The organism is Amycolatopsis sp. CA-211722, assembly GCF_056828465.1.
The window spans coordinates 5,600,492-5,626,977 of the sequence record NZ_CP184752.1 but is presented as its reverse complement, the minus strand read 5'-3'; the positions used below and the strand labels follow the sequence as shown (position 1 = coordinate 5,626,977).

Sequence of the window (26,486 nt, the reverse complement as noted above, 5' to 3'; positions counted from 1 at the left end):
GCGCTGATGATGGATCGTTTCGATGTCTTGTTGTGTTGCACCGCGGCCGATCCTGACGGAGTCGCGCGGATGGGCGAGGTCGAAGCGGCTCTTCGCGACGCGGGGCTCCGCGTTTTCCGGGACACGGCCGGCGGCGAGGTCACCCGCGCGACGGCCGACGTGCTCGCGAATTCCCGTGCCGTGCTCGTCCATTACTCGCGGCCCGGCCGGGTGCACGTGCTCGATCCGGAGTCATGCGGCGAACACGGCGATCCACGGGATTCGGCGGCGCTCGTCGAACTCGTCCTGCGCAAGGTGGCCGACGCCCGTCGTCCGCCCGGCGCCGGGAGCCGGCTGGTCGGCCGGTACCGGGAGCTCTCGGCGATCCATCATGGCCTGCGTGCCCGGCCGGCGCTGGTGGTGCGCGGGCTGCCGGGCGTCGGCAAGACCGCGCTGGCCGAACGGTACGCCGACCTCTTCCAGGACGCCTTCGACGGCGGTGTGCTGCGGCTGGGCCCGTTCGGACATCATGCGCCCGAGGAGGTCCCGCCCCAGTACCACCTCGCGTTGGCCCGCGCGGCCGGGGATCTGCTGGGCACCGACATGACGGGAATGGACTTCGACCGGCTGCGCACCCACGTCGCCGACCGAATCGGGGCCGCCGGCCACCGCGTTCTCGTCCTCGTCGACGACGTACCGGCCGGGCTCCCGCCGGATCTCCTCGACCGGCTGCTGCTCCCCGCGCCCGAGGTGTCCACTGTGCTCACCTGCCGGGCCGGGCGGTCTCCGTGGGACGTCGAGACCCTGGATCTCGCCGGATTGTCCCCAGCCGAAGGTCTCCGGTTGTTCATTGAGCACCGCGCGCCGGCCGACGAGGCCGGGCGAGAGGCCGCGCTCCGGCTCGTGGAACACTGTGACGGGCATCCGATCGCGGTGCGCGCCAACGCTTTCCTCGGCGCCGTCGCCGGTACTGACACCGCGCCGCCGGCGGTCCGTGCGTTGCTCGCGGGTCTCGGGCCGGTCGCTGCCCGGATCGTCCGGCTGGCCGGGCTGCTGGCACCGGTCCCCTTCCCACCCGGCATCGCCCTGGACGTCCTCGGTGCCGGACACGGTTTTCCCGAAGCCGTCGACGAACTGCTGACGTGGGGCCTGGCGTCCCTTGTGGACGGTTGGCTGCGAATCCAGCCGCTCGTGACGGAGGTCGCCGGTCTCGATCCGGGGAACCTGCCGGAATCCGCGGCGGAATCCTTGCTGGAACTGCTTTCCGACGACCGCACCGGCTACCGGGACTTGCTGCTCCAGCACGCCCGTTCGCTCGCCGAGCACACGGGCGCGGCGTACCGGATCCGCCTGCTTCGCCCGATCGCGGCCGCCCACGAACGACACAGGGACTTCTTCGCGGCGGGTGAGATCCACGCGATGATCTTGACCACCGAAGGAGTCACGAGCGACGACTTCGTGGCGGCGGCGCGGGTGGAGATCGCCTGCGGGCTGTATCCGGAGGCCGCGCGGCACGCCCGGCGCGCACTGCTGTCGGCGGACACCGACGACCTGCGCTACGCGGCCGGACTGGTGGCCGCGCGGGCGTTCGACTGCCAAGGTGACTACGACGCCGGCGAGCGGATCTTCTGGCACAGGCCGCTCGTCGTGGGTGAAGCCCGGTTGCCCGTGGTCGTGGCGGGCGCACAGGCGATGCGCCTCAGAGGCCGCCCCAGGGAGGCCGTCGCGTCGCTCGGCGCGATCCTGCCGGAGCTCGACGCCTTGCCGCACGGTTCTTCGCGCGAAGAGCTCCTGGCGTCCGCGCTGTTGGAATACGCGCGTGCTCTGCTGCTCGACGACCGGCCGCGGCAGGCACGCGACGTCGCGGCGGAGGTGATCGCGGCCTCCCGCGCGGCCGGCCGGCCGCGGCACTTCCGGTGCGCTGAAGCCGAATTGCTGTGGGCGGAGGCGACGGTCGCCCTCGACCTGCGAGACCTCGACGCGGACCGCACCGTGCTGCGCGAGCTGGCGCACAGGTACGGACAACGCCACGGGCCGGAAAGTGCGGTGGCCTTGACCGCCGCGGCCATGGCCGACCGCGCGCTGCTGATCCCGGGACAGTCGGAACGGGCCTTGCGCGCGCTCAGCGCGACAGAACGCACCGTGATCCGTGTTCTCGGCGGCGATCACCGGCTGCGTTACCGGGTCAGGCACGGCATGGCCCTGGCACACGGGCACATGCGTGAGTTCGGCCGTCAAGCCGAACTCCTCGAAGAGATCGTCCCGCCCCAGATCAGGCTGCTGGGCACGCTCCATCCGGAAACCCTGGAGAGCAGGCTCGATCTCGGTCTCGCGCTGGCCTTCAGCGGGCGCGACCAGTACCGGCGTGCCACGGAGCTGGTCGACGGCGCCGCGGACGACATCGTCGCGACGCTCGGGAGCGCGGCGAACCTGTCCGAGAAGGCGATCGCGGCGAAACGGGTGCTGCGAGGAACGCCAGTGCCGTGACTCCACAGAGGAACTCAAGACCCGTTCGACGGCCGCCAACGCACACCGTAGGCGAAACCCGGTGTCAACTTCCGGAACTGGACGTGGATCTCGCCGGAAGCGTCCGGCGTCAACGGGTATCCGCGTGCCGCCTCGTCGCTCGCGTCGTCCTGGAAGACCCGTTCGAGTTGCACGACCTCCACCGGGATCGGCAAGGCGAACCGGACGTGCAGGTCGAACAGGTCGACCGGATGCCGGGGAACGCAGACGAAATGCGGGTGCCGGAATTCCGCCCGGAACCGCAACGCGATCTCGTGCTTGCTCGACCGTTTGAGCGGTTCGGGCAGCCGTAACGCCAGCCCGACACGATCGGTGGACTCCATCATCCGGCCGGTCAGCCGTCCACCGTGGAACACGTCCACGCGCAGGTCGTCGCTGCCGATGGCTTCGCCGCGATAGACCGAGTCGGTCAGCGTCAGCGCGAGATCCAGTTCGGTGATGTCGTCGGCGTCCGCGACGATCCGGCGGGATTCCAGGACCTCCGGGACCGGCTGGTCCAGCGCCACCGCGACCCGCAATTCCTCCGTGTGCCACCGTCTGCTCGGCTCGTCCGGTCCGCTCACGTCGGATTCGCTCGTGGACGCGGCGGCGGCCTCGGCGAGCCGGGCGATGCCTTCGTCGATCCGGCGACGGGCCGTCCGGTCGTCGCGCTGCAGATGCCTGGCCAGCCAGCGCACCCGATCCTGATAGAAGGGATGTGCCGCCTCCGGGTGCAGCCCGAGCGCGGCCAGCACGGAAGTGCACAGGTCCTCGGGCAGCGAACGCGCCCACCCGGCCAGGCTCTCGCCCAGTGTCCGGCGGATCGCGGCGTTCCCGTCACCCTCCGACGCGCCGCAGACCGCGCGCAGCGCGGGGCCCGCGCGTTCGGCGAGCTGAGGGGCCGCGATTCCCCTGCCCCGCCGAAGCAGCTTCAATTCGACGGCCAGTTCCGCAGCGCTGACGGTCACCAGTCCTCCCCTAGTGGTTCAAGCACGGTCGTTAATAGTCGTCAGCCCGGCGGCCCGTGTCCAGCCGATCGCGGCCGGGTATCGCCGATCGTTATTTTGGGTTTTCCTTTCCCGCTCATACGGGAAACAGGAAACTCCTTGTCGCTCACAGACCGGCGACGCATTCTTGGTGAGCCGCTCCGATTAGCGGCGAATAACACCCCAACCAGCGGTTTTCCCGCGTTGTCGAGTGCTGCCCGGACGCGCATACCGAAGGAGTCGAAATGCAGGTCATGTGCTCGTTTTCGCTGCTCTTACGGCTGGCTTTCTGGCTGTGGCTGGTCGCGCTCGTCATCGGGGTGGCGCTCGGCGGCGCACAGGGAACCGCGCCCGCGAACCCGGTCTCGCCCGCGGTCGCCACACACGGAAAGGAGGTGGACTGACATGCAGACCCACGCCATCGACCTGATCCTGGCCCTGCTCGGCCTCGTGTTCGGCTGAGGACACGGGTGATCGACGACATGAGACGTCCACGCGTCCGCCGGCCGGAACCGCGGATCCGGCCGGCGGACGAAGGCCTCTGCCGAAACACCATCCGCACGGCCATACTGATCCTTCGAAGAGGATGGGGGCCGATGACCGAGAGAGCCACATTCGGAGCGGAGCTGAGGCGCCGTCGCAAAGCCGCGGGCCTTTCGCTCACCGAACTCGCCGCCCGCACCCACTACAGCAAGGGTTACCTCAGCAAAGTCGAAACCGGGCTGTCCGCGCCGAACGCGGCACTGGCCGCTTTGTGCGAAACCGAACTCGGCGCGGAGGGAGAACTGAAACCGCTGCTCCCCGGCGAACCCGCGCGGCGCAGGACACGGCCGGACGTCCGGCCGTCCGGTCTGCCACCGGCGACGGCCTCCTTCACCGGACGGGCAGCCGAGTTGCGGGCGATCCGCACCGCGCTCGAAACCGACGGCGGTGTCTGCGTCGTGTCCGGCATGGGCGGTGTCGGCAAGACGGAACTGGCGGTGCGGTGCGCGCACCGGATGGAATCCGGGTTCGCCGACGGCTGCCTGTTCGTCGACCTGCGCGACGAATCCGGCGAGCCCGCCGCGGTGCACGACAGGCTGCTGCGCGTGCTGGGTGTTCCCGCCGATCGCGTCCCCGCCGCGCCCGCCGATCGCGCGGCGCTGTACCGGTCCCGTCTTCGCGGCCGCAGCCTGCTTCTGGTGCTCGACAACGCGATCAGCGCGGCCCAGGTGCGCCCGTTGCTTCCCGCCGAGCCGAAATGCCGGGTGCTGATCACCAGCAGGTTCCGGCTGAGCGCACTCGACGACGCCGCGCACGTCCCGCTGGACATGCTGCCACTCGACGCGGCGGTGGACCTTTTCACCACGGTCGCCGGTGTTCCAGCCGGAGCCGCCGTCACCCGGGTGGTCCAGCGGTGCGCCCGGCTCCCCCTCGCGATCCGGATCGCCGCGGCGCGGCTTCGCGCGCATCCGGCGTGGGACGTCACGGAACTCGACCGGAGGCTGGCGGACGAATCGGCCCGCCTCGGCGAACTGGACGACGGTGAACGCTCGCTCGCCGCGGCGTTCCGGCTGTCCGTCCATCAGCTGGGCGCCGCCGAGGCGCGACTTTTCGGATTGCTCACCGTCCATCCCGGGAGCGACGTCGACATCCATAGCGCGAGCGCGCTGAGCTCACTCCCGTTCCGGGAGACCGACCGGCTGCTGGACCGTTTGCACGAAGCGCATCTGCTCACCCAACCGGAGGCCGGCCGCTACGGATTCCATGACCTGCTGCGGGCGTTCGCGACCGAGTTCGTACTCACCGACGCGGAGGACGGCATGAAGGCGTTCGGCAGGCTGGCCGCTTTCGCGGTGCGGACCACCGCTCAGGCCGACAAGGAACTCACGCCGCACCGCTTCGTACCGGCGATCGACTTCGCCCCGGACCTCCCGGAACCGGCCCGCCTGGACGACGGCGAGATGGCGTTGTCCTGGTTCCGCGCCGAATGGCCCGGTCTCGTCGCCCTGTGCCGGGCCGCGCGGGACCGCGGCGAGCACGAGCGATGCTGGCAGCTCGCCTACTTCCTGCGCGACTTCTTCTTCGTGGCCAAACTCTGGGACCCCTGGCTGGAAACCCACCGGTGGGCGCGCGCGTCCGCGCAGGTGATCGGGGACCGGTGGGCGCTCGCCGTCACCACGGCCAACCTCGGGGTCGCGCACGTCGATCGCGGCGACCTGGACGAGGCTTCGGCGTGCTACCGCGAAGCGCTCGCGCTGTTCCGGCGGATCGGCGACGAGCACGGGGAGACCACCACGCTCGCGCACAGCGGCTGGGCCGAGCACTACCGCGGCGACCACGAGGGCGCCTTGCGGGATCTCCGGCAGGCGCACGCGTCCTTCGTCCGTGTCGGTAACCGCCGCAACGCCGCGATCACCGAACGCGGGATCGCGCTGGTGCTGATCGCGCTCGGGCGGCCAGGCGAAGCCGCCTCCCTCGCCGCCGGGACGGTGACCGTCTTCGACGAGCTGGGCCTGGACCTCGACGCCGCGATGGCCCTCAACTGCGTGGGCTGGGCCTGGTACAACGCGGAACGCCACGACCTCGCCGCCTCGGCCTATCGCTCCGCCGCGGAGCGGGCCGAGGCTTGCGGGAGCCGGTACGAGACCGCGCGCGCCTACGTCGGACTCGGCAATGTCGCGGCCGCCGAAGGCGCCGCCGAAATGGCGGCCGAACTGTGGGAGCTGGCCGACGAGACGCACCCCGATCTCGATCGGGTGATGGTCGGCGAAGCGCGGGCGCGGACGGCGTGACGACCTGCCGGGCACCGCTCACCCGGCGTGCCGGGCCACAAGGCTGCTACGGTTGACCCGTCGCGGTTCAGACACCAGCCGCCGGGTCCCGCTTCCGGGTCCGGCATGCCCATCGGGCAGCAGCCGGTCCCCCAAAACCGGCAAGGAGTCAACTTGACCGATTACCGCGCACCTACTTCTTATCCGGCCCGTTCGACGCGCAGATTCGTGTCCTCACTCGACATTTCGATCACCGCTTCCGCCGACGACACGGTGGTCGCCGTCTCCGGTGAGATCGACCTGGGCGTCTCGGACGACCTGCGGCGAGCGCTGGACGAGGAGCTCGGGTTCAAGCCGTCGGCACTGATCGCGGATCTGTCCGCGGTCAGCTTCTGCGATTCGTCCGGCTTCACCGTCCTGGTCCAGATCCGCGCGAAGGCTGAAGAAGCGGGCGTCCCCTTCATCATGGTCACCCAGGAGCGAGCCCTGCTGCGGCCGATGTCGCTGCTCGGCCTCGACGCCGTCTTCACGGTGCACCCGACCCTCGATTCGGCACGGGACGTGCTCACTCGCTGACCAGGTGTCATGATGGGCGGTTGTGACGAGTGACAAGCACTCCGCCTTCCGTATCGGCGGGCGTCCCCTGACGGAACGGCTGAGCGAGGCCCTGCCATCGCTCACGAAGACGGTGCTCGCCGAGATCGTCTCCCGGGTCCCCGAGTACGGGCTGCTCCCCGCCGAGGAACTCAGCGGCGACATCACCCGGGTGATCGAGCAGAATCTGCGCTCGTTCATCGACACTCTGCGCACCGGGTCCACGCCGACTCCGGAAGAGCTCGGCTTCCTTCGCGAGTCGGCGGCCCGGCGCGCGGAGGAAGGCATCCCGATCGACATCGTGCTCACCGCGTACCACATCGGCGTCCAGGTGGTCTGGGCGTCGGTGCGGCCGGACGCGCGCCCGGAGGAGGTCGCCGACGTCCTGGCCGTCAACGCGCTGACCCTGCGTTACCTGGAGGTGGTCACGCCCGCGGTCGGCGCCGGGTACCTCGACGAGCGGCAGACGATGTTCGACGACGAGCGCTCGGCACGGCACACGGTGCTTTCCGCGCTGCTCGACGGCGAACCTCCCGAAGTCGCGGCAGGACAGGCGGGGCTGCGGCTGCCGCCGTGCTACGTCGTCCTCGCCGCGTCGGTCGGCGCGCATCCGGACGAGGAGGTCGACGGGGTCGACCCGCTGGTCGCCGGGCGCCGGAAGCTCCGGCGGCTTCGGGTCGAGCTGGAGCGGCAGATCCGGGGAACCGTTCTGACTTCGCTCACGTCGGAAGGCGGCATCGCCCTGCTGCCGCACGAAAGCCCGGCGGGCGAACTGTCCACACGGGACTGGACGCGGCTGGAACGCGTCCTCGCCGACGTCGCCCGCACGGCCGGGGCGGAGGTGATCGCCGCGGCGGCCGCCGCCGAACCCGCCGGGGTGCCCGACGCGGCGAAGCTCGCGCAGGACGTGCTCGCCGTCGCCATCGGATCCGGGCGACCGCCCGGGCTGTACCGGCTGGACGACGTCCTGCTCGAATACCAGCTGTCCCGCCCCGGGCCGGCTCTCGACCGGCTGGCTTCGCGGCTCGCGCCGCTGGACGGCAACGAGGAACTCCTGCAGACCCTGGAGACCTTCCTCCGCCGGGGAGGGCGCCGTCAGACCGCCGCGGCCCTCCACATCCACCCCAACACGGTCGACTACCGGCTGCGCCGGATCGCCGACCTCACCGGGCTGGATCCCACCCGGCTCGACCACGTCGCACTGGTGAGCGCGGCGCTCGCCGCTCGTGCGACCCGGTTGTGACTCGTCACAGGGTGTGGAGGCCGTTGCCCTCGCAGAGGCCGAGCATCCGGCGGGCGGACCGGCATTCGCCGGGGAAGACGAAGAGGCTCGTGTGATGGTCCTCGGCCAGCAATTGCGCCCGTTCGAGCACCCGGATCCCCGTCGCGCCGAAGAACTCGAGTTCGGACAGGTTGAGGATCAGCGTGGTGCCGCTGCCGTGAAGCCGCTGGGAGAGCATGTCCCACAGGCGCGGCCCGGTCCCGAGATCGACCTCGCCGTTCGCCTTCACGACGGCGGTCCCCCTCGTCGGCCTGCTCACGTGCAGCCGCAGGCGTCCCCGAGGTTCGTCGAGGGCCCGCAGTTCGGAGGCCGCTGAGAAGGCGCGCTTCTTGTCAAGCGCGCGGGGCGTCGACAGGGAAGTCATATGTGGAGGTACCCAGGCACGCGGTCCGGTGAAACCGATCGCTTGAAGAGCGCCCGCAGCGGGTATCACCACCGCGTCGGAGGTGATGTTCCATGTCCGCTGCACAGAGCGGTACCGGGCCGGTCGTGACCGGGTTCGACGGGTCGCCCGAAGCGCGCCGCGCCGTTCGCTGGGCGGTCGCCGAGGCGAAGACCCGCGACCTCGGCCTTGTTCTCGCGTACTGCACCCGTGACCGGCTGCCCCCGCCCGGCGCGGACCCGGTCGCGACGCCGTTGAACGAAGCGGTCCCCCAGGCCGCCGACGAGGCGGCGGAAGTGGAGCCCGCGCGACGGCAGCTCGCTTCGATGGCCGAAGCCCTCAAGCGCTCCGACCCCGGCCTCCACGTCCGCACGGTCGTCCGCGGTGGCACTCCGGAGGAGGTCCTGACGTCGGTCGCGGACGAGGTGGACGCGGCGATGATCGTGCTGGGCGAATCCCACACCGGGTTGTTCACCAGGGCGGTCCTCGGTTCGACCGAATCGGGCGTGACCAGGACCGCCGGTCGTCCCGTCGTGGTCGTGCGCGGCGACGAGCCTCCGCCGGGCGGGCCGGTGATCCTCGGGACCGACGGCTCCGAACAGAGTGCGCAGGCGGCGGGGTTCGCGTTCGATTTCGCGGCCCGGCACGGCCTCACCGTGCACGCGGTCCACGTCGCGCGGATGCCGATCTGGGGGCCCGCGAGCGAACCCCTGCTCGGCGGCCCGGTACTGGATCCGGCCCCCGGTCTCCCGCAGGAAGTCGCCGACGAACTCGTCGCCCGGCAGCTCGAACCGTGGCGGGAGCGCTATCCGGACGTCGCCGTCGAGATGGTGCACGGGGTGGGCCCTGCCGCGCAGGCGCTGACCGTGCAGTCCAGCGAGGCGGCGCTGCTGGTGCTCGGCCGGAGCGATCACGGCGATCTGCGGCGTCTGCTGCTGGGTTCGGTCAGTGACGACGCGTTGCACCACGCACACTGCCCGGTGGCGGTGGTCCGCGCCCAGCCGGTCGGCTGAGCGCGGAGAGTCACGAAGAGGCCAGCTCTCCTAGTGTTCTCTGGGAAACGCGCAGTTCAGCGGCCAACAGGAGGCCGCCCGTACGCGCCTGCGCGAGCGCGTAACCGACCTCGGAGACCTTGTCCCATGCCGCGGCCGGCGTTTCACCCGCGCCCACCTGGCCGTCCAGCAGGCTCGCTTCGAGTTGCTTCTGCAGGCCCGGCAGGACGTTGGCGAGGTCGTCGGCGAGCCGCTGCAACGCCCCGATGGTGCGGCAGAGGTCGGCGGGCGAGGCCGGCTCCTCGTCCCGCAGCCTGGTGTACAGATGACGGACGACCGACCCGGCCTGTGCGGCCAGCAGGTACGGCGGCTCCTCCGGCTTCGGTGTCATGGCCCTGAAATACCCCGTCCACGACCTGCGAAAACAAGTTTGTGCGGAGAGGGCCGGGGGTATCAGCGGTTGTGAACAAGGACGTACTCACCTTCGGGGTCGAGGAAGAGTTCTTCGTGGTCGACCAGGCCGGTCACCTCGCCCCGGCGGGCGACGCCGTCGTGGACGCCGCGGACGAAGAGCAGGGCGAACTCCAGCGGGAGCTCACCCTCTCCCAGGCCGAATCGGCCACCGGTATCTGCACGACCCATGACCAGGCGGAGCGGCAGCTGACGACGATGCGGGCGGAGCTGGCCCAGGCCGCCGCCCGGCGAAGGTGTCGCCTGCTGCCCAGCGGCAGCGCACCGCTCGCGGAGTCGGCCTTGCCCGCCATCACCCCGGATCCGCGCTACGAGCGGATGTCCGAACATTTCGGGGCCACCGCGCGGACGTCGCACACCTGCGGCTGTCACGTCCACATCGCCGTCCCCGACCGGGAAACCGGGATCCGGGTGATCAATCACGTCCGGCCCTTCCTGCCCGCGCTGCTGACGGTGACCGCCAATTCCGCGATCTGCGACGGCTACGACACCGGGTACGCGAGCTGGCGTTATCAGCAATGGAACCGCTGGCCGTCGGCCGGTTCACCGCCGATGTTCACCTCGCTGGACCACTACGAAAGCGTCGTCGACGCGTGGCTCCGGGCGGGCGCCATCCTCGACCGCGCGATGGTCTACTGGGACGTGAGGCTTTCCGAGAAGCAACCGACCGTGGAGTTCCGGCTCGCCGACGTCGCGGCCACCGCAGGCGAAGCGGTTCTGCTCGGGGTGCTGATCCGGGGCCTGGTCGGCACGATCCTCGCGACGGAAGAGGATCCCTCGCACCTGTCCAACGAGGTGCTGCGGGCGCAGATCTGGCGCGCGTCGCGGGAAGGGATTTCGGGCCGCTGCCCGCATTTCCGGACCGGCGACCTCGCTCCGGCGAGCGACGTGCTCCGCGACGTCGTCGCTTTCGCGGCCGGCGCCCTCGAAGAGACGGGCGACCTCGATCTCGTCCGCGACGGCTGCGACCGGCTCGTCGCCGAAGGGAGCGGGGCGGACCGGCAACGGGCCCGGTTCGAGAAGCGGGGACGCGCGGAGGACGTGGTCGACCTGCTCGCCGTCCGCCCGTAACTCGCGTGCTTGTACGCGTAACTCGCGTGATCGAACGCGTAACTCGTGAGTTACGCCTCCAATCACGCGAGTTACGGCTTCAAGCACGCGAGTTACGGCTTCAAGCACGCGAGTTACGCGTTCGGCCGAGTTCGGGCGGCCGGCACAACGGGCCCCAGTCCGCGTCGCGCCGCCGGACCAGAGCGGCGAGCTCCTCCAGTGATTCCAGCCGGTTCATCGAGCGCTCGAGCAGGACAGTGGACTCGGTGACCGGCGCGCCGGCGTCCCTGCCCCGCCGGGGTTGCCCACGCCGGTCCACCTCACGGCCGGCGGACGTACAACCTCGCTGCACCGGCCGTTGCTTTCCGGTTACCCGTTCTTCACCCGGCTACACCGATTTCACGAGCGTTCGATCGACGAGATGCGCGATCTCCTCCAAGGCCAGTTTCGCCTCCGGGATCGAGGCCAGCATCCACGCATGGATCATGCCCTCGTACTCGTGGTAGCTCAGCGCCACTCCCTGTTCGGTGCACAGCGTGTGGAGACGCCGGGCGTCGGAGAGCAGGACGTCCTTGGTTCCGATGTAGACGGTCAGCGCCCCGAGCCCCGAAAGGTCGCCGGACAACGGCGTGAGCCGTGGATCGGTGCGCGGCAACCGTCCACTGTAGAGCCGCGCCGCCTCTTCGAGTCCGGTCAGCGCGAGGTACGGGTCACGCTCGTCCAGCGCGGGTTGCGCCGGATGGCTCATCGTCAGGTCCAGCCACGGGGACAACAGGACGGTCTCCTTCGGCACCGGCCGCCCTTCGTCCCGCAACGCCTTGGTGAGCACCAGCGCGATCCCCGCGCCGGCGGAATCCCCCATCACGATCTGGTCCTCCGGGTCGACGCCGGCGGAGAACCCGTCGTAGGCACGGCGGACGAACGCGGTGGTCTCCGGGCACTGGTGGTCCGGGGCCAGCGGATAGATCGGCACGGTGACCGAGCAGCCGGTGCGGCCGATCAGCCGTCCGAAGAACCGCCAGTGGTCGTGCTGGATCTGGTGCACGTAGGCACCGCCGTGGAAGTACAGCACCTTCTTGCCGTCTCCACCGCCGGGCGGCCCGATCGTGTAGCAGGGTCGTCCCTCCACTTCGGACCGCTGGACGTCGAACCGGCGCCTGATCGAGCGGATCGGCCCGCGATCTCCCTTCGCCTGGCTGCTTTCGATGCTCCGGCGGAACCGGTCGAGCTCGGCGTAGGTGCGCTTCCGGCTGGTGAGGCGCAGCCACGCGAGCAGCGACTTCGCCGCGAGACTCGTCTTAGACCTGATCACGGGGAACCGTCCGATGCCAGTTGCGGGAGAACGTCCTTCGCTCGCCTTCGTAGGCGTCGAGCTGTGCGTCGATCACGAACTCCGTGGGCGTACAGGACACCCGGGTGCGGGTCTCGGACCTCGCTTCCCAGTCACCGCGGGCGAACGTCATCGACCAGGCCGTCTCCGCCACCGGGGAGCAGAAGTCGTCGGCCACCCAGGAGTAGCGCTCGAAGACGTTCCTGGTCACGTCGAGATCGATGTCCTCGAACCGGACCTTGCCCTCGTTCTTGACGATGTCGAGCGAGGACCGGTAGTCGATCAGGTCACGCGAGACGGTCCAGCGCTGCTCACCGGGCTCGACCTGGGTCGCGGGCAACGGTTCGGCGCCCTCGGGTTCGCCGAACGGCCGCGCCGGGACCTCGTCGGCCTCGGCCATCGGCCGCACCGGCAGGGTGAGCGAACTGTGTCCCGTGTGGACGGTCACCATCGCCGGTTCCGGTGGCGGCCACGCCAGCGGCCAGTACGACGACGAGAGCGACAGCCGGATCCGGTGCCCGGCGGGGAACGCCTGCGCGACGGCGTTGAGTTCGACGCGCACCCGGTACCGCCTGCCCGGTTCGAGCGGCTCCGGTTCGTCGTGCCCGTCCCGGTGGGTCAGGTTCAGCAGCCCGTAGGTCACGCGGGTGGCCCTGCCGTCCGGGGCGACGTCCGACAGGCGGACGGCGACCTGCGCCACCGGCTTGTTCGCGGAGACGTCCAGCTCCACCACGGGCGAGCCGAGGATTTCACACGGCTCGGTGAGTTCGTCGGTATCGAAGACCAGCGAACCGCCGTCCTCCTCCCGCTGGTCGTACGGCAGATCGGGCGGAGCGCTGTAGGACGCCCACTTCCCGGCGAACTGACCGACGGAGAGCGGCGATTCCACCGACAGGCTCTCCTCCGGGACGTCTTCGCCCGGGCGGGCGATCCGATGCCGGGAGAGCCGGTGCTCGGACGGGCGCACGTGCGGCGAAGGCCAGGACGGCTCGCCCACCCAGCGGCCGGGGCGGTCCTCGTACGAGGTCGACGGCGGCACGCTGTCCTGCATCCAGGTCTGGAGCATCGGCCCGTCCATGACGCCGTTCTCGACGTCCTTCAGCCAGTGGTCCCACCAGTGGACCAGTTCCTGCAGATAGCCGATGGCGGGGCCGGGCCGTCCGAGATGCGGGTACTTGTGGGACCACGGACCGATCAGCCCGCGCCGCGGCACGTCGAGATTGGCCAGCAGCCGCGAGACCGCGTTCGAGTAGCCGTCCGCCCAGCCGCTGGAGGCGAGGACCGGTACCTGGACGTCGCTGTAGTTCTCGCAGACCGACGCGTGCCGCCAGTAGTCGTCCCGGCGCTGATGGCTCAGCCATTCGCCGGCCCAGAGGCCGCAGTTCTCCAGCCGTTCGTGCCACAGCTCGCGCCACCGTTCACCCGCCAGCGCCGGGTCGGGCGGCAACGTGGCGTAGGCGAACATCGTGGAGGCTTCGGCGACGTTGTCCGAGAGCAGGCAGCCACCCATGTAGTGCATGTCGTCGGCGTAGCGGTCGTCGGTGAACGACGAGATCGCGATCGCGGTCAGGCTCGGCGGTTTGCGCGCCGCCACCTGCAACGCGGCGAACCCGCCCCACGAGATCCCCATCATGCCGGTCCGGCCGGAACACCATGGCTGCGCGGCGATCCACTCCAGGACGTCCTCGGCGTCGAGTTGCTCCCGTTCGAGGTATTCGTCGGCGAGAACGCCCTCCGACTCCCCCGACCCACGGATGTCGACCCGGACACAGGCGTAGCCGTGCCCGGCGAGGTACGGGTGGTGCACCGAGTCCCGCACCGAGGTCAGGTCGCGGTGGCGGTACGGGATGTACTCCAGGATCGCGGGGACCGGCTCACCGTCCGAAGCGACCGGCCGCCAGATCCGGGCCGACAGGCGGACGCCGTCGGACATCGGGATCCGGACATGGTCCTCCTCGGTGATCTCGTACGGCAGCGAGGCCACCGTCCGCATGGGCTATCCCTCCTCGAAGTCGAACCGCAGCGCCTCGACGCACCGGCGGTATTTGCTCTCCATCTCCCGTTCGGTCTGTGCCGCCACGAAGATGTGCGCGAGCTCGTAGCTGTAACTGTCCTGTTCGGGCAGATCGGAGAGCCGGATCCCCTTCTCGGCCACCGGCTCGATCTTCACGCCGGGGATCTCGGCCTCCAGGTCCGCGATCTCGCCGCGGGTGGGCACCCTGGTGACCAGCCCGTCGCGGAAGCGGCGGTAGTACCACTTGCCCGCGATCCGGTAGTCACCCCGGTTCCGCCGCGTCCGGGGATCCTGGCCGAGGCCCAGCTGGACCATGATCTGGTGGTTCGCCACCCCGTCGACGTATTCGAACAGCTCCGCGTGGGACTGCGAATGCCGCGGATTGATCTCCAGCAGACAGGCCTGCCCGGATTCGGGGTGGCAGAAGAACTCGATGCTGAACGTGGCGTTGTCGAAGCCGATCTGCTCCATCACGCGGACGGAGATCTCCTTCATCCGCTCGACGGCGTCCTCGGGCAGCTGTGACGGGTACTGATGCCGCTGGAACGAAGCGGTGTCAGGGTAGTTGATCGAATCGAGGACACCGTAGACCGTGACCTGTCCTTTGTAGACATAACCTTCCGTGGCGGCCTGCACGCCGTTGAGCTCGCCTTCCGCGAGACAGGCGGCTCCCCCGGCGGCGGCCACCTCGGCGGGGAGGTCGACCGTGGCGAGCACCCGCTCGAAGGGCTTGCCGACCCGGTCCACCCCCGCCCGGATCTCGGCGACGGCCTTGTCGAACTCGTCCTCGTCGGCGACGTGGAAGGCCAGCTCCGACGAGAAGGACTTCACCGGCTTGAGCCACATGGGGTATCCGACGCCCTCCGGTGGCCGTGGGTCGTCCTCGTCCAGGTCGACGATGCCGAACGCCGGTACCTCGTCGATCACCTTCGATTGCTCGAGCCTGCTCCAGTACTTGTGCTCGCATTTCAGCACGGCTTCCAGCGAAACACCGGGAAGACCGTACTTCTCGCACAGCATGGCCACCATCGTCGAAGACGGGAAGTCCCAGTAGCTGACGATCGCGTCGATCGAGCCGTCGAAGGCGTCCAGCCGCGCCTCGGCCTTCTCCACGAGTTCCACGATCGGGATCTCGCCGTGCTGGAGTTCCTCGGGCTCCAGCAAGCCGTGGAAGCGATACCGGCCGGCACCGGGCACTCGTCTCAGCACCTCGTCGTTGCCGTCGTCGAGACCGATGACGAAGATGTTCTTTTCCGCTGCGCTGTTTTCCTCTGGGGGCCTGGAGGATGTGGTCATAGGCCAGTGCTACCCGCTCCGAAGTGCCGGAAAACCCGGGTTTGCCCCCGTCGCCGCCCGGGAATCCGGCCGTCATGACGGAGTTGCCCGGAACGCGTTCACTGTGGCTCGACACCGCCCCCGCTCCCGACCGCACCGGGACGCCGCTGCCGCCGGAGGTCGACGTCGCCGTGCTCGGCGGCGGTATCGCCGGGCTCACGACGGCGTACCGGCTGGCGAGGGCCGGGCGCTCGGTCTTGGTGCTGGAGGCCGGCCGCCTCGCGGCGGGGGTTTCCGGCCACACCACGGCGAAGGTCAGCACCCAGCACGGGCTCAAGTACGCCACGCTGGCCAAGACGAAGGGCTCCGAAGCCGCCGCGACGTACGCGTACACGCAGGCGGCCGCGTTGGACTGGATCGCCGCCGCCACGGCCGAACTCGGTATCGACTGCGGGTTCACCCGCGCCGACAGCTTCGTCTACACGACCCACCCCGGGACGATCGAAAGCCTCGAACGTGAGGCGGAAGCGGCCGCGGAGGCCGGGCTCCCGGCCTCCTATGTCACCGAGGTCGAGCTCGACGTGCCCGCCCTCGGCGCGGTGAAGTTCGCGTCGCAGGCGCATTTCCACCCACGCCGCTGGCTGCTCGCGCTGGCCGGCGAGATCGAACGCGCGGGCGGGACGATCATCGAGGGGGTCCGGGCGGAAGGCGTCGACGAACTCGGCGGGGTGAAGGTGCGGACGAGCTCCGGTGAAGTACGGGCGGGCGAGGTCGTGGTGGCGACCCACTACCCCGTTTTCGACCGTGGCCTGTACTTCGCCCGGCTCGACCCGGTGCGCGACCTGGTCGTCGCCGGACCGGTCGAAGGCAACCGCCCGCCGGAGGGGATGTACCTCGACGCCGACACCCACCGCTCCGTGCGGAGTTATCTCAAGGACGGCGTCCCGTACGCGATCGTGGGCGGCGAGCACTACCGCGTCGGCGATTCCGTCGACGTCGAGAGCCGGTACGAACGCCTGGCGAGCTGGGCGGGCGAGCACGCCGGCGTGCACCGGGTCACCCACCGGTGGTCCGCCCACGATCTGTCCACTTTGGACTCGGTTCCGTACGTGGGGCGGTACCACCCGGCGAGCCGCCACCTCTGGGTCGCCACCGGCTTCGGCCAGTGGGGCATGACCGGTGGCACCGCGGCCGGGCTGTTGCTCGCGGATCTCCTGACCGGACGCGACAACCCGTCCGCGGGTCTGTACGACCCGAACCGGTTCGACCTCCGGTCCGCGATCTCGACCGTCGAGAACAACGCCACCGTGGCGAAGTTCCTGGTGGGCGACCATCTCAGCGCGTTGCGCGAACCCGCGTCGGTGGACGAGATCCTGCCCGGCGAGGCGAAGGTGACCCGGGACGGCGGCGAACTCGTCGCCGCCTACCGCGATCCGGGCGGCGGACTGCACGCCGTCGGCGCCCACTGCACCCATCTGGGGTGCCTCGTCGCGTTCAACAACGCGGAGAAGACCTGGGATTGCCCTTGCCACGGTTCACGATTCAGGCTGGACGGGTCGGTGATCCAGGGCCCGGCGGTGCGCGCGCTGCCGAAGAAGCGGGAGCGGTGATGACCGGTATCGGAATCGAAGAGGAGTTCCTGCTGGTCGATCCCCGGACCGGGGTGAGCTGTCCCCGCGCCGGGGCGGTGCTCGAACGGCACCGGATCTGCTGTCCGCTGCCGGACGGCGCCGCGGTCCACCGCGAACTGCGGCCGACCCAGATCGAGGCCGCCACCGGGATCTGTGAAACCGCCGACGAGCTGTACGAACACCTGACCGCCGGGCGCCGCACGCTCGCCGAGGCGGCCGCGGGCGAGGACTGCGCGGTCATCGCGTCCGGCACTCCCCCACGCCGCTCACCCGAACGCGGCTACGGTGCCGACGACCGGTTCGGCAAGGTCGACGCGCTCTACGCGGGCGTGGTCAAGGCGTACGAAGCCTGCGGATGCCACGTGCACGTCGGCGTGCCCGACCGGGAGACCGCGGTCGCCGTCGTCAACCACCTGGGTGAGTGGCTGCCCACGTTGCTGGCGCTGTCGGGCAACTCGCCCTTCGAGGGCGGTCGCGACACCGGGTACGAGAGCTGGCGGATGGTCGAGCAGAGCCGTTTCCCCGGTTCGGGCGTCGCACCGTACTTCGCCGACGCCGCCGCCTACGAGGAACAGGTCGGGCGGCTGGTGGACTGCGGTGTCCTGGTGGACGGGAACCAGACCTTCTGGCTCGCGAGGCCTTCCCCGCGCTGGCCGACGGTCGAGGTCCGCGCCGCCGACACCGCCTCCACCGTCGACGAGGCCGTCCTTCAAGGCCTGCTGACCCGCGCCTTGGTGCGCACCGCCCTCACCGACCTGGACCACGGGGTGGAGGCGGCACCGCTGGATCCGCAGATCGCCGCCGCGGCGGTGTGGTCGGCCGCGCGGTACGGCCTTTCGGGACCGGCTGTCGACCCGGTGGCGGGAAAGCCCGTCCCCGTGGGCGACCGGATCGCCACGCTGCTGGCGCATACCAAGCAGGCGCTGGAGGAAACCGGCGACGCGGAACTCGTCCGCATCCTGCTCGGGCAGCTGGAACGGGAGGGTACCGGCGCCGAACGGCAGCGCCGGGCCGCCGCCGACGGCGAGATCGCCGTACTGCGGATGCTGACCGAAGAGACGGTTCCGCACGCCTAGATCGGGTACTCCCGGGGCATGACGACGATCGACCAAGAGGTGGCCGCGAGGCTGCCCGAGATCCGCGGCCCGCTCTCGGCCGCCGTGGTGGACACCCTGGCGGGCGGCCGCCGTGACGACTTCGACCTCGAGGCGGCGACCGACGCCGACCCGTTCGGCGAAGACCTGCAACTGGCGCTGTACGTCTGTTACGAGCTGCACTACCAAGGCTTCGACGACGTCGGCTCCGAATGGGAGTGGGACTCCCGCCTGCTGGGCTTCCGGTCCGTTCTGGAGCACGCGTTCCTCGACGGGATCCGCGCCGCCGTCCCCGGCGGGGACGACGTCGCCGGGTTACTGGACGAGCTGCTCGTCGAACCGGTCGAGGCCGGCGGCGTCTCCCATTTCCTGCGCGACGAGGGCGAATGGTGGCACGTCGAGGAATACTTCGCGCATCGGTCGATCTACCACCTCAAGGAGGCCGATCCCCACGCTTGGGTGATCCCTCGGCTTCGGGGCAAGGCCAAGGCGGCGCTGGTCGCCGTGGAATTCGACGAGTTCGGCGGCGGTCGCGCCGAGCAAGCGCATTCCCGTCTTTACGCGGATCTGCTGACCGCGGCGGGCCTGTCCGCCGGCTACCTCGCCTACCTCGATCACGTCCCCGCGCGCATGCTCGCGACGGTGAACATGATGTCGCTGTTCGGCCTGCACCGGAGCCTGCGCGGCGCGCTCGTCGGGCATTTCGCCGCCGCCGAGATCACCACAGCGCCCGCCGCCCGGCGCATGGACCAGGCGCTGGAACGCCTCGGCGGGCCCGCCGAATGCCGGTACTTCTACACCGAGCACATCGAAGCCGACGCGGTGCACGAACAGGTGCTGCGGCACGACGTCGTCGGGGACCTGCTGGAACGGGAACCGGAACTGGCGGCGGACATCGCGCTGGGCATCCAGGCCACCGATCTGCTGGAGGGCCGGCTGACCGAGCACCTGCTGGGCGCCTGGTCGGCCGGCGAGAGCTCACTCCTGAGGCCGCTGCACCCCTTGGCGTGAACGGCGGCGGTGGCTGGTGTCGCAGAAGGGGTAGCGCTTGCTGCGGCGGCAGGCGCAGAGGGCGACCACGAAGCGATCCGAGGTCACCGTCTCGCCGTCCTCGGTGACGATCTCGACCGGCCCCTCCACCAGGAGGGGCCCGCCGGGTTCGATCCGGACCCTGGTCTCACGGCCGGTCGGCACGGATCACCACCAGTTCCTCGTGGCGCTGGCCGGCGCCGATCAGGCCCGCCGCTTCGAGGAAGGCCGCCCGCGCCCGCATGACGGGTCCGAACGGGATCGACCGGGTGGCGACCACCGAAGGCGTCATTCCCGCGGCTCGCAACTGCGCCAGTGACTTGCCGGGGTCGGCGACGGCGGAGTGGACCATCATCAGGTAGCCGCCCGGCGCCACCAGGGACGACGCCCCGGCGCACACCTGGTCGAGCACGATCCGGCCGTCCGGTCCGGCGTCCCACGCCTGGGCGGCCCCGGCCGCGGGCACCGGGGACGGCACATACGGCGGGTTCGCCAGCACGACGTCGAACGGCCCGCCGGACGCCGCCTCGGGCAGGCCGCCACGAAGCGGCCGGACGGAAAGCCCGCGCAACCGTGAGTTGACCCAGACCGCGGCCAGCGCTCTCCGGGAGATGTCCACCGCGGTCACCGAACCCGCCCCGTGCGCCGCGGCCGTCAGCGCGAGGGCGCCGGTCCCGGCGCAGAGATCGAGAACTCTCGCCCCGGCGGGCAGTCCTGACGCGCTCAGCGCGCTCGCCAGCATCCAAGTGTCGTGTTGTGGCCGGTACACGCCCGGCGGGCGCAGCAGCCGGGGCCGCGCCGGGGCGAGTGGAATCGCTGCTGCGTTGGAGATCGCGGTCATGTCCCCTCCGGGTTCGCCGATGTTGCTCCCGGCTACCCCGGCCGTGTGGGGCCAAACGTCCACAATGGCCTGGGAGCCGAGGGTTGGACGCGCCCGTCAGGGGGTAGCCGCAGGACGAGCGACCGAAGGAGGCCCAGATGGAGAAGAAGGCCGACCCCGGCGAGAAACGGGACGAGGAAGAACGCGAAGAGGTTCGCGGGGAGCAGGGCACCTCGTCCGGCGACCCCCACGACGACACCGACCCGCAATCCGGCTGAGCCGGTGCGCGGCACTCCCCCGGCCCGCGCGGCCGGGGGTTTCGCGACGTCCGCACGGGGTACCCGAAGGGCTCGCGGCGATACGGAGGCGTTTCCGATGAACCTGCGTACGACAGGCTTCCTTCTCCGACCGGTGGTCCTGGTCCTCGCATTGGTCCATCTCGTGGTGGGGGTGCTCGGCTTCTTCTTCCTCCCCGAGGCGAACCAGGGCGGCGAGAACACGGTGTGGATCTTCAGCGCGACCGGCATGCTCGACGTCATCCGCACCGTGCTCGGGGTGCTCGGCGTACTCGCGTTCTTCAAACCGTCCGCGATCCCGGCCTACTGCTGGCTCGCTTTCGTGGCGTTCGCGGGATTGACCGCGTTCGGCGTGCTCTCGGCGGGGACGGACATGTCCGGTGACGCCGTCAATCTCAACTGGGCCGACAACACCCTCCACGCGCTGAGCTCGCTCGCGGCCCTTGTGGTGGGTATCGCGGCCACTCGTGTTTCCCGGCGAAAGCAAAGTAAGACAAGGGAAAACGTTTAGTCCGTCCACAACGGGCAACCTGGCGGGTATGACGAAAACGGCCCCGCTCCGGATCCTGCTGTGGCATCTCCACGGATCCTGGACCGAATCCTTCGTGCGGGGCGGCCATCGCTACCTCTTACCGCTGCTCGCCGAGGGCGGGCCTTGGGGACGTGGCCTGAGCGGACGTGACTGGCCCGCCGCCGAGGAGATCCCGGTCGACGATCTGAAGGATCTCGACATCGACGTCGTCGTTCTGCAGCGGCCCGAGGAGATCCACCTGGCCGCGCGGTGGCTGCGCCGCCGTCCCGGCAAGGAAGTGCCCGCCGTCTACGTCGAGCACAACACGCCCCGGGAGCACGCGGCCACGACCCGGCACCCGCTGGCCGACCGGGACGACATCCCGCTGGTCCACGTCACCCACTTCAACGAACTGATGTGGGACTCAGGTCTCGCGCCCACCGTGGTCGTCCCGCACGGGATCCCCGATCCGGGTGAGCACTACACCGGGGAGATCCCCCACGGCGCCGCCCTGATCAACGAACCGGCGAGGCGCGGGCGGATCACCGGAACCGATCTGCTGCCCGCCTTCGCGGAGATCGCGCCGGTCGACGTGTTCGGGATCGGCAGCGAAGAACTCGAAGGCCGTCATCCCGCCGTGTGTCCGGGCGGAGACCTGCGCAGCCGGGAACTGCACGCCGAGGCCGCCCGACGCCGGGTCTACCTGCACACCGCCCGGTGGACGTCGCTGGGGCTTTCGTTGCTCGAAGCGATGCACCTCGGCATGCCGGTCGTCGCACTGGCGACCACCGAAGCCGTACACGCGGTCCCGCCCGACGCCGGCGCCGTCTCGACGGACATCGACGTACTGGCGCGGGCCTACCGCGAATTGATCCACGAACCCGATTTCGCCGTATTGGCCGGAAAGTCCGCGCGCGAGTTCGCTTTGAGCCATTACGGGCTCGACGCGTTCCTCGCCCGCTGGAACGCCCTGCTGGCCGAGGTGACCGCTTGACCACGCCCACCGCGGCGGGAAGGATTCCGATGAGGATCGCGATGGTTTCCGAGCACGCCAGCCCGCTCGCCGCCCTCGGCGGAGCGGACGCCGGTGGCCAGAACGTCCACGTCGCCGAGCTTTCCGCCGCGCTGAGCAGGCAGGGTCACGACGTCACCGTCTACACGCGCCGAGAGAACCGGCGCGTCGCCGCGACGGTCGAGACTCCGGACGGCTACCGCGTCGTCCATGTCCCGGCGGGCCCGGCGCGGAAGCTGCCGAAGGACGAACTGCTGCCGCATATGGGCGAGTTCGGCCGGATGCTGCGGTCGCGCTGGGCCAAGGACCGGCCGGACGTCGTCCACGCGCATTTCTGGATGTCCGGCCTGGCCTCGATTCTCGCGGCGAAGGATCTCGGTATCCCGGTGACGCAGACCTTTCACGCGCTGGGCGTGGTGAAACGGCGCTACCAGGGCAAGAAGGACACGAGCCCGCCCGAACGGATCCGGTTCGAGCGGATGATCGCCAAACAGGCCGACCGGGTGATCGCGACGTGCTCGGACGAGGTCTTCGAACTCGTCCGGATGGGCCTGCCGCGCTCACGGGCGTCGGTCGTCCCTTGCGGGGTGGACCTGACCGAGTTCACCCCGGACGGTGAAACCGCACCCAGGACGGCCCGGCAGCGGATCGTCAGCGTCGGCAGGCTGGTGCCGCGCAAGGGTTTCGACCTCGCCATCGCCGCGCTGCCCTCGCTCCAGGACACGGAACTGGTCATCGCGGGAGGCCAGGACTCGGGCTCGCTCGCCGGGGCTCCGGAAGTGCGGCGGCTCCGGGAGATCGCCGACCGGGCCGGCGTCGCCGACCGCGTGCGCCTGCCAGGGTTGGTGTCCCGCGCGGACATGCCCGCGCTGCTGCGCTCCGCCGACGCGGTGGTGTGCACGCCTTGGTACGAACCGTTCGGCATCGTGCCGCTGGAGGCGATGGCGTGCGGTGTCCCGGTCGTGGCGACCGCGGTGGGCGGGCTGACCGACACCGTCGTCGACGGCGTCACGGGGCTGCTGGTTCCGCCTCGCAGCCCGAAGGACCTGGCAGGAGCGCTGCGGCGGCTCCTCGGCGACGCTTCGGCGCGCGAGTCGTTCGGGATCGCCGGCACCGACCGGGTGCGGGCGCGGTACTCGTGGGACCGGGTGGCCGCGGACACCTTGCGTGCTTATGGGCGTGTTTCGAGCGGGGAGACGGTGGCGACCGCCGCTTCGCCTTCTTGAACTTGGGTGTCTCGGCGCGGCACGCTCGGTCGCGCCCCTCGGCGCGCCGTGTCGCGAAAGCCACTTTCGGGACGTCTGATGTCCCGAAAGTGGCTTTCGCGACATCGCCCGAGCCACCCACCCCGGTCGCCGTTGCGAAAGTGGCTTTCGCAACGTTCAAGGTTGCGAAAGTGGCTTTCGCAACCCCCGCGGCGAGGTGTGTGGAAAGAGAGACACTGAACGTCCCTATTTCCACACACCCACCACGCTCCGCCACTGAGCCCGATCCGGCGCGCCCGAGCCACCCACCCCGGTCACCGTTGCGAAAGCCACTTTCGCAACGTTCAAGGTTGCGAAAGTGGCTTTCGCAACCCCCGCGGCGAGGTGTGTGGCAAGAGAGACACCGAACGTCCCTATTTCCACACACCCACCACGCTCCGCCACTGAGCCCGATCCGGCGCGAAAGCCACTTTCGGGACGCCTGATGTCCCGAAAGTGGCTTTCGCGACATCGCCCGAACTACCCACCCCGCCGACGTTGCGAAAGCCACTTTCGCAACACCTCAAGAACCCGCTCACCCCACATACCGTCGCGCGACCGATTTCCGCTGCGACTCCTCCAGCAGCACCAGCCCCCGCTCCACCCGGTCCGGAACCACCGCGCGCTCCCGCAGCACCCACGGGATCCCCCGCACCGCTTCTGCCACCGCCGCGAACGTCGCCCGGTCGAACGGCGCCGACCGCAGCACCGCGACCATCCGGCGCGTGATGCTGCCGAGCGGGCGGCGCAGCCACAACGTCCACAGGGTGTTCCGGATGCCGAGCTGCCGTCGCCGCCGCGGATCGCGGACGGCAGAGGGGGCGTGGTGGATCACCATCTCCTCGTCCCAGCACATCCACCAGCCCTCGGCGGCCAGATCGAGAGCGAACAGCTCTTCCTCTCCTCCGAGCCACATCCGGCCGGAGAAGCCGCCGACGTCGTGGAAAGCGCGCACGCGGACGGCCGACAGGCCCGCCATGACACCCAGCAGTGCCGGGCCGGGAAGCCAGTCCGGGCCCGGGACCGGGGAGTGCCGCAGCTCCGGGGTGATCGGGTCCTCGGTCAGCGCCGGCTCCACGAGGCACCGCCCGGTCACCACCCCCAGCCCGGGATGGGCGTCGAGCTGCTCGACGGCGCGCCGCAGCGATCCCGGCTGCCACCGGGTGTCGTCGTCGCAGAACGCCACATACGGCGTGTCCACCTCACGGACGGCGAGATTGCGCGCGACGGCGCCGAGGTTCCGCGGCGAGCGGATCACCCGGACAGACGGGAACCGCTCCTCGACCGCGTCCGTCGTGCCGTCGCCGGAAGCGTTGTCCACCACCACGATCGGCGCCGCGTCGGGTAACGCGGTCATCGAGCCGAGGGTCTCCAGCAGTTGCGCGCGCCGGTTGTGCGTGATCACCACGACCGTGATCCGGTCCGTCACTTCATCCTCCATGGGCGTGTTCCAGAACGCGGATGCGGCGTTCCACCGAAGCGGGCAGGCGTCGCCGCTCGGCGAGCGCGCGGGGCAGCCGCCGGAGCACCCCGGCGAGCGCGCCTATCACGTGTGGTTCCCGGGGAATCCTTGCCAGCGCGTGGAATCCTTCGGCCAGGCATCGGCGCACGGGCCGTCTCATCACCGTGATCAGCATCCGGTTGCGGAGTTCGGCACGCTCACGCCACGACGGCGAAGGCCGCACCGGCGACGGGTGGTGATGGGCCCGTACGTCTTCCGCGTAACAGAGCCACCAGCCGCGCGCCGCCAGATCGTAGGACAGCAGCCGCTCCTCGGCACCGAAATGCAGCAGGGGGTGGAAACCCGCGGCCTGCAGATAGGCGGTCCGCCGGACGACCGCGGAGCAGGCGAGGAACCCGAGCACGGCCGGCCCGGGAAGCCCGTCGGGCCTGCCGAGGGGGCTGGCGGCCATCAGCGAGACGACCGGGTCCTCCTGTTCTGCCTCTCCCACCAGGGTTTTCGCGGCGACCAGGCCGACGTCTTCGTGTGCGTCGAGAATGCGCTCGGCCTCGGCGAGCGCGTCTTCGGCCCACCAGGAATCGTCATCGCTGAAGGCGACATACGGCGTCCGAGCCACCGCGACCCCGAGATTCCGCGCGGACACCCCGATGTTGCGCGGCAACCGGACGACGCGCACTCCGGGGAACGCGGCGGCCGCATCCGCCGTCCCGTCGGACGATCCGTTGTCCACCACCACGATCGGCGGTGGCGGCCGCAACGCCGTGAGCCGCCGCAACGTCCGTTCGAGTTCCGGTGCCCGATCGCGGGTGGCGATGACCACCGTCGTCGCGGGTGCGCTCATCGCACCGGCCTGGTCTTGAGCGCCTTCACCATGTCCCGCACGAGCCCGTCGTCACCGGGCAGCGCGCGCAACGCGGCCACCGCCCGGCCCTGCACCGAAGAGCACCAGCGCCACCAGGAGTCGAGCACGTCCCGGTTCCCCGCCTCCTCGGCCGGGACGAGGGCGGGCCAGCCGAGTGCGTCGGCCTGGGCGCTGACCTTGCCACCGCCCTCGACCGGGTCGATGGCCAGCACGGGCACGCCCGCCTCAAGGCCCAGTACCAGCCCATGCAGCCGCGTCGTGACGACGACGTCGAGATGCGACAGGATCGACGTGAACTGGTCCGGTGTCTCACACCGTTCCCAATCCGAAGCCGCCAGCCGCGTGTCGAGCGGCACCCGGGCGCAGTCCACCCCGGCGATCCAGTCCTTCACAGAGGTGTGCACCGCTGCGTGACGGCCGGAGTCGCCGTATTCCCGCTGCTCCGGCGCCAGGATCACCCCCGTCACGAGTACCGGGTCCGTCGGCACGCCGAGGGAGAGATCCGGCGCGCCGGCCCCGCCCCGGTCCCGCGCGATGACCTCGTCGAAGTCCGTGACCGTGTCGTCCTCCGGATCGATCACCGTGACCCCGACGGCGATCCGGTGGCAGTGGGCGAATCTGCGGTGCACCTCGCGCACCTGCTTGCCGTGCGCGGGCCCGCAGACGAACACCACGTGGCTGTACCGTGCCGGATCCACCTCTTCGTAGTTCACGTCGCCCGGCCGGTACACCGGGCTCCACGCCAGGTCGTGCGGAAGCCCCATGGCCGACAGCGCTTCGTCGACCCTGCGCATACTGAGAACGTCCCCTGCCGTCGCCTCGCCCTGCCGGAAACTAGCCCAGCCGATCACCAATGCACGCATATCGGAGACATACCCGGCATCGCCGGATTCACACGGTTTTTCCGGCACT

General features: G+C 70.2%; 25 protein-coding genes. 13 read left to right on the top strand and 12 right to left on the bottom strand.

What is annotated here, in order from left to right:
• Positions 1-69: 69 nt before the first annotated feature.
• Complete coding sequence (locus ACOCEP_RS26795) at positions 70-2,466, top strand: hypothetical protein (protein WP_482331770.1); 2,397 nt, start codon at positions 70-72, stop codon at positions 2,464-2,466.
• A gap of 14 nt (positions 2,467-2,480) precedes the next feature.
• Here the strand turns inward: ACOCEP_RS26795 and ACOCEP_RS26790 are convergent, their stop codons facing one another.
• Positions 2,481-3,452: a hypothetical protein gene (locus ACOCEP_RS26790; protein ID WP_482331769.1), complete on the bottom strand. Its 972-nt coding sequence runs from the start codon at positions 3,450-3,452 to the stop codon at positions 2,481-2,483.
• A gap of 263 nt (positions 3,453-3,715) precedes the next feature.
• Between ACOCEP_RS26790 and ACOCEP_RS26785 the strand changes: the two genes are divergently transcribed.
• From ACOCEP_RS26785 to ACOCEP_RS26770, 4 genes are all read left to right on the top strand, one after another.
• Positions 3,716-3,874, top strand: a complete 159-nt coding sequence (locus ACOCEP_RS26785; protein ID WP_482331768.1) for a hypothetical protein — start codon at positions 3,716-3,718, stop codon at positions 3,872-3,874.
• Between the two features lie 192 nt (positions 3,875-4,066).
• Positions 4,067-6,244: an ATP-binding protein gene (locus tag ACOCEP_RS26780; protein ID WP_482331767.1), complete on the top strand. Its 2,178-nt coding sequence runs from the start codon at positions 4,067-4,069 to the stop codon at positions 6,242-6,244.
• A 153-nt stretch (positions 6,245-6,397) separates the two neighbouring features.
• Positions 6,398-6,799, top strand: a complete 402-nt coding sequence (locus tag ACOCEP_RS26775; RefSeq protein ID WP_482331766.1) for an STAS domain-containing protein — start codon at positions 6,398-6,400, stop codon at positions 6,797-6,799.
• A gap of 22 nt (positions 6,800-6,821) precedes the next feature.
• Positions 6,822-8,060, top strand: coding sequence for a PucR family transcriptional regulator (locus tag ACOCEP_RS26770; protein WP_482331765.1), 1,239 nt, complete (start codon positions 6,822-6,824; stop codon positions 8,058-8,060).
• A 4-nt stretch (positions 8,061-8,064) separates the two neighbouring features.
• On the opposite strand, the gene ACOCEP_RS26765 is transcribed toward ACOCEP_RS26770, so the two are convergent.
• Complete coding sequence (locus tag ACOCEP_RS26765; RefSeq protein WP_482331764.1) at positions 8,065-8,463, bottom strand: STAS domain-containing protein; 399 nt, start codon at positions 8,461-8,463, stop codon at positions 8,065-8,067.
• A 92-nt stretch (positions 8,464-8,555) separates the two neighbouring features.
• On the opposite strand from ACOCEP_RS26765, the gene ACOCEP_RS26760 reads away from it, so the two are divergent.
• Positions 8,556-9,494, top strand: coding sequence for a universal stress protein (locus tag ACOCEP_RS26760; RefSeq protein WP_482331763.1), 939 nt, complete (start codon positions 8,556-8,558; stop codon positions 9,492-9,494).
• 10 nt (positions 9,495-9,504) lie between these two features.
• On the opposite strand, the gene ACOCEP_RS26755 is transcribed toward ACOCEP_RS26760, so the two are convergent.
• Complete coding sequence (locus ACOCEP_RS26755; RefSeq protein ID WP_482331762.1) at positions 9,505-9,864, bottom strand: hypothetical protein; 360 nt, start codon at positions 9,862-9,864, stop codon at positions 9,505-9,507.
• A 71-nt stretch (positions 9,865-9,935) separates the two neighbouring features.
• On the opposite strand from ACOCEP_RS26755, the gene ACOCEP_RS26750 reads away from it, so the two are divergent.
• Complete coding sequence (locus tag ACOCEP_RS26750; RefSeq protein ID WP_482331761.1) at positions 9,936-11,015, top strand: carboxylate-amine ligase; 1,080 nt, start codon at positions 9,936-9,938, stop codon at positions 11,013-11,015.
• Between the two features lie 100 nt (positions 11,016-11,115).
• On the opposite strand, the gene ACOCEP_RS26745 is transcribed toward ACOCEP_RS26750, so the two are convergent.
• From ACOCEP_RS26745 to ACOCEP_RS26730, 4 genes are read right to left on the bottom strand one after another with little or no spacing between them, the layout of a single operon-like run.
• A complete protein-coding gene (locus tag ACOCEP_RS26745) occupies positions 11,116-11,346 on the bottom strand; it encodes a hypothetical protein (RefSeq protein ID WP_482331760.1) in 231 nt (76 codons plus the stop codon).
• A gap of 36 nt (positions 11,347-11,382) precedes the next feature.
• Positions 11,383-12,306 carry an alpha/beta hydrolase gene (locus ACOCEP_RS26740; RefSeq protein WP_482331759.1) on the bottom strand — a complete coding sequence of 308 codons (924 nt, stop codon included), beginning with the start codon at positions 12,304-12,306 and terminating at the stop codon, positions 11,383-11,385.
• A complete protein-coding gene (locus ACOCEP_RS26735) occupies positions 12,293-14,317 on the bottom strand; it encodes a CocE/NonD family hydrolase (protein ID WP_482331757.1) in 2,025 nt (674 codons plus the stop codon). Before ACOCEP_RS26735 ends, ACOCEP_RS26740 begins: the two co-directional genes overlap by 14 nt.
• 3 nt (positions 14,318-14,320) lie before the next feature.
• Positions 14,321-15,634, bottom strand: coding sequence for an ATP-grasp domain-containing protein (locus ACOCEP_RS26730; protein WP_482331756.1), 1,314 nt, complete (start codon positions 15,632-15,634; stop codon positions 14,321-14,323).
• Positions 15,635-15,708: 74 nt separating this feature from the next.
• On the opposite strand from ACOCEP_RS26730, the gene ACOCEP_RS26725 reads away from it, so the two are divergent.
• Genes ACOCEP_RS26725 through ACOCEP_RS26715 form a run of 3 tightly spaced genes read left to right on the top strand, consistent with a single transcriptional unit; the run spans position 15,709 to position 19,349 of the window.
• Positions 15,709-17,223: an FAD-dependent oxidoreductase gene (locus tag ACOCEP_RS26725; protein ID WP_482331755.1), complete on the top strand. Its 1,515-nt coding sequence runs from the start codon at positions 15,709-15,711 to the stop codon at positions 17,221-17,223.
• A complete protein-coding gene (locus ACOCEP_RS26720; protein WP_482331754.1) occupies positions 17,223-18,320 on the top strand; it encodes a carboxylate-amine ligase in 1,098 nt (365 codons plus the stop codon). Before ACOCEP_RS26725 ends, ACOCEP_RS26720 begins: the two co-directional genes overlap by 1 nt.
• 18 nt (positions 18,321-18,338) lie before the next feature.
• Entirely contained in the window at positions 18,339-19,349 is a 1,011-nt protein-coding gene (locus tag ACOCEP_RS26715; protein ID WP_482331753.1) for an iron-containing redox enzyme family protein, read from the top strand.
• Here ACOCEP_RS26715 and ACOCEP_RS26710 read toward each other — a convergent pair.
• Both ACOCEP_RS26710 and ACOCEP_RS26705 read right to left on the bottom strand, forming a co-directional pair.
• Positions 19,317-19,532 carry a CDGSH iron-sulfur domain-containing protein gene (locus ACOCEP_RS26710; protein ID WP_034322975.1) on the bottom strand — a complete coding sequence of 72 codons (216 nt, stop codon included), beginning with the start codon at positions 19,530-19,532 and terminating at the stop codon, positions 19,317-19,319. The two genes, ACOCEP_RS26715 and ACOCEP_RS26710, sit on opposite strands and share 33 nt — an antisense overlap.
• A complete protein-coding gene (locus tag ACOCEP_RS26705) occupies positions 19,516-20,208 on the bottom strand; it encodes a methyltransferase (protein ID WP_482331751.1) in 693 nt (230 codons plus the stop codon). The genes ACOCEP_RS26710 and ACOCEP_RS26705 overlap by 17 nt, the downstream gene beginning before the upstream one ends.
• Positions 20,209-20,562: 354 nt before the next feature.
• On the opposite strand from ACOCEP_RS26705, the gene ACOCEP_RS26700 reads away from it, so the two are divergent.
• The 3 genes from ACOCEP_RS26700 to ACOCEP_RS26690 are packed head-to-tail and all read left to right on the top strand — an operon-like array spanning position 20,563 to position 23,232.
• Entirely contained in the window at positions 20,563-20,994 is a 432-nt protein-coding gene (locus tag ACOCEP_RS26700; RefSeq protein WP_482331750.1) for a DUF4383 domain-containing protein, read from the top strand.
• A gap of 28 nt (positions 20,995-21,022) precedes the next feature.
• Positions 21,023-21,988 (top strand): glycosyltransferase, encoded by a 966-nt coding sequence (locus ACOCEP_RS26695; protein ID WP_482331749.1) that lies wholly within the window; start codon positions 21,023-21,025, stop codon positions 21,986-21,988.
• 29 nt (positions 21,989-22,017) lie between these two features.
• On the top strand, positions 22,018-23,232 hold the full coding sequence (locus ACOCEP_RS26690) for a glycosyltransferase (RefSeq protein ID WP_482331748.1): 1,215 nt from the start codon (positions 22,018-22,020) through the stop codon (positions 23,230-23,232).
• 553 nt (positions 23,233-23,785) lie between these two features.
• Here the strand turns inward: ACOCEP_RS26690 and ACOCEP_RS26685 are convergent.
• From ACOCEP_RS26685 to ACOCEP_RS26675, 3 genes are read right to left on the bottom strand one after another with little or no spacing between them, the layout of a single operon-like run.
• The gene (locus ACOCEP_RS26685) at positions 23,786-24,691 is read right to left on the bottom strand and encodes a glycosyltransferase family 2 protein (protein ID WP_482331746.1); all 906 of its coding nucleotides are present in this window, start codon (positions 24,689-24,691) and stop codon (positions 23,786-23,788) included.
• Positions 24,681-25,553, bottom strand: a complete 873-nt coding sequence (locus tag ACOCEP_RS26680) for a glycosyltransferase family 2 protein (RefSeq protein ID WP_482331745.1) — start codon at positions 25,551-25,553, stop codon at positions 24,681-24,683. The genes ACOCEP_RS26685 and ACOCEP_RS26680 overlap by 11 nt, the downstream gene beginning before the upstream one ends.
• The gene (locus tag ACOCEP_RS26675) at positions 25,550-26,437 is read right to left on the bottom strand and encodes a polysaccharide pyruvyl transferase family protein (protein WP_482331744.1); all 888 of its coding nucleotides are present in this window, start codon (positions 26,435-26,437) and stop codon (positions 25,550-25,552) included. The genes ACOCEP_RS26680 and ACOCEP_RS26675 overlap by 4 nt, the downstream gene beginning before the upstream one ends.
• Positions 26,438-26,486 lie beyond the last annotated feature (49 nt).

Coding starts and splice junctions, on each gene's coding strand:
- ACOCEP_RS26795 (WP_482331770.1), top strand. CDS start 70: ATGGGCGAGGTCGAAGCGGCTCTTCGCGACGCGGGGCTCCGCGTTTTC.
- ACOCEP_RS26785 (WP_482331768.1), top strand. CDS start 3,716: ATGCAGGTCATGTGCTCGTTTTCGCTGCTCTTACGGCTGGCTTTCTGG.
- ACOCEP_RS26780 (WP_482331767.1), top strand. CDS start 4,067: ATGACCGAGAGAGCCACATTCGGAGCGGAGCTGAGGCGCCGTCGCAAA.
- ACOCEP_RS26765 (WP_482331764.1), bottom strand. CDS start 8,463: ATGACTTCCCTGTCGACGCCCCGCGCGCTTGACAAGAAGCGCGCCTTC.
- ACOCEP_RS26760 (WP_482331763.1), top strand. CDS start 8,556: ATGTCCGCTGCACAGAGCGGTACCGGGCCGGTCGTGACCGGGTTCGAC.
- ACOCEP_RS26755 (WP_482331762.1), bottom strand. CDS start 9,864: ATGACACCGAAGCCGGAGGAGCCGCCGTACCTGCTGGCCGCACAGGCC.
- ACOCEP_RS26735 (WP_482331757.1), bottom strand. CDS start 14,317: ATGCGGACGGTGGCCTCGCTGCCGTACGAGATCACCGAGGAGGACCAT.
- ACOCEP_RS26730 (WP_482331756.1), bottom strand. CDS start 15,634: ATGACCACATCCTCCAGGCCCCCAGAGGAAAACAGCGCAGCGGAAAAG.
- ACOCEP_RS26725 (WP_482331755.1), top strand. CDS start 15,709: ATGACGGAGTTGCCCGGAACGCGTTCACTGTGGCTCGACACCGCCCCC.
- ACOCEP_RS26720 (WP_482331754.1), top strand. CDS start 17,223: ATGACCGGTATCGGAATCGAAGAGGAGTTCCTGCTGGTCGATCCCCGG.
- ACOCEP_RS26715 (WP_482331753.1), top strand. CDS start 18,339: ATGACGACGATCGACCAAGAGGTGGCCGCGAGGCTGCCCGAGATCCGC.
- ACOCEP_RS26705 (WP_482331751.1), bottom strand. CDS start 20,208: ATGACCGCGATCTCCAACGCAGCAGCGATTCCACTCGCCCCGGCGCGG.
- ACOCEP_RS26700 (WP_482331750.1), top strand. CDS start 20,563: ATGAACCTGCGTACGACAGGCTTCCTTCTCCGACCGGTGGTCCTGGTC.
- ACOCEP_RS26695 (WP_482331749.1), top strand. CDS start 21,023: ATGACGAAAACGGCCCCGCTCCGGATCCTGCTGTGGCATCTCCACGGA.
- ACOCEP_RS26690 (WP_482331748.1), top strand. CDS start 22,018: ATGAGGATCGCGATGGTTTCCGAGCACGCCAGCCCGCTCGCCGCCCTC.
- ACOCEP_RS26685 (WP_482331746.1), bottom strand. CDS start 24,691: ATGGAGGATGAAGTGACGGACCGGATCACGGTCGTGGTGATCACGCAC.
- ACOCEP_RS26680 (WP_482331745.1), bottom strand. CDS start 25,553: ATGAGCGCACCCGCGACGACGGTGGTCATCGCCACCCGCGATCGGGCA.
- ACOCEP_RS26675 (WP_482331744.1), bottom strand. CDS start 26,437: ATGCGTGCATTGGTGATCGGCTGGGCTAGTTTCCGGCAGGGCGAGGCG.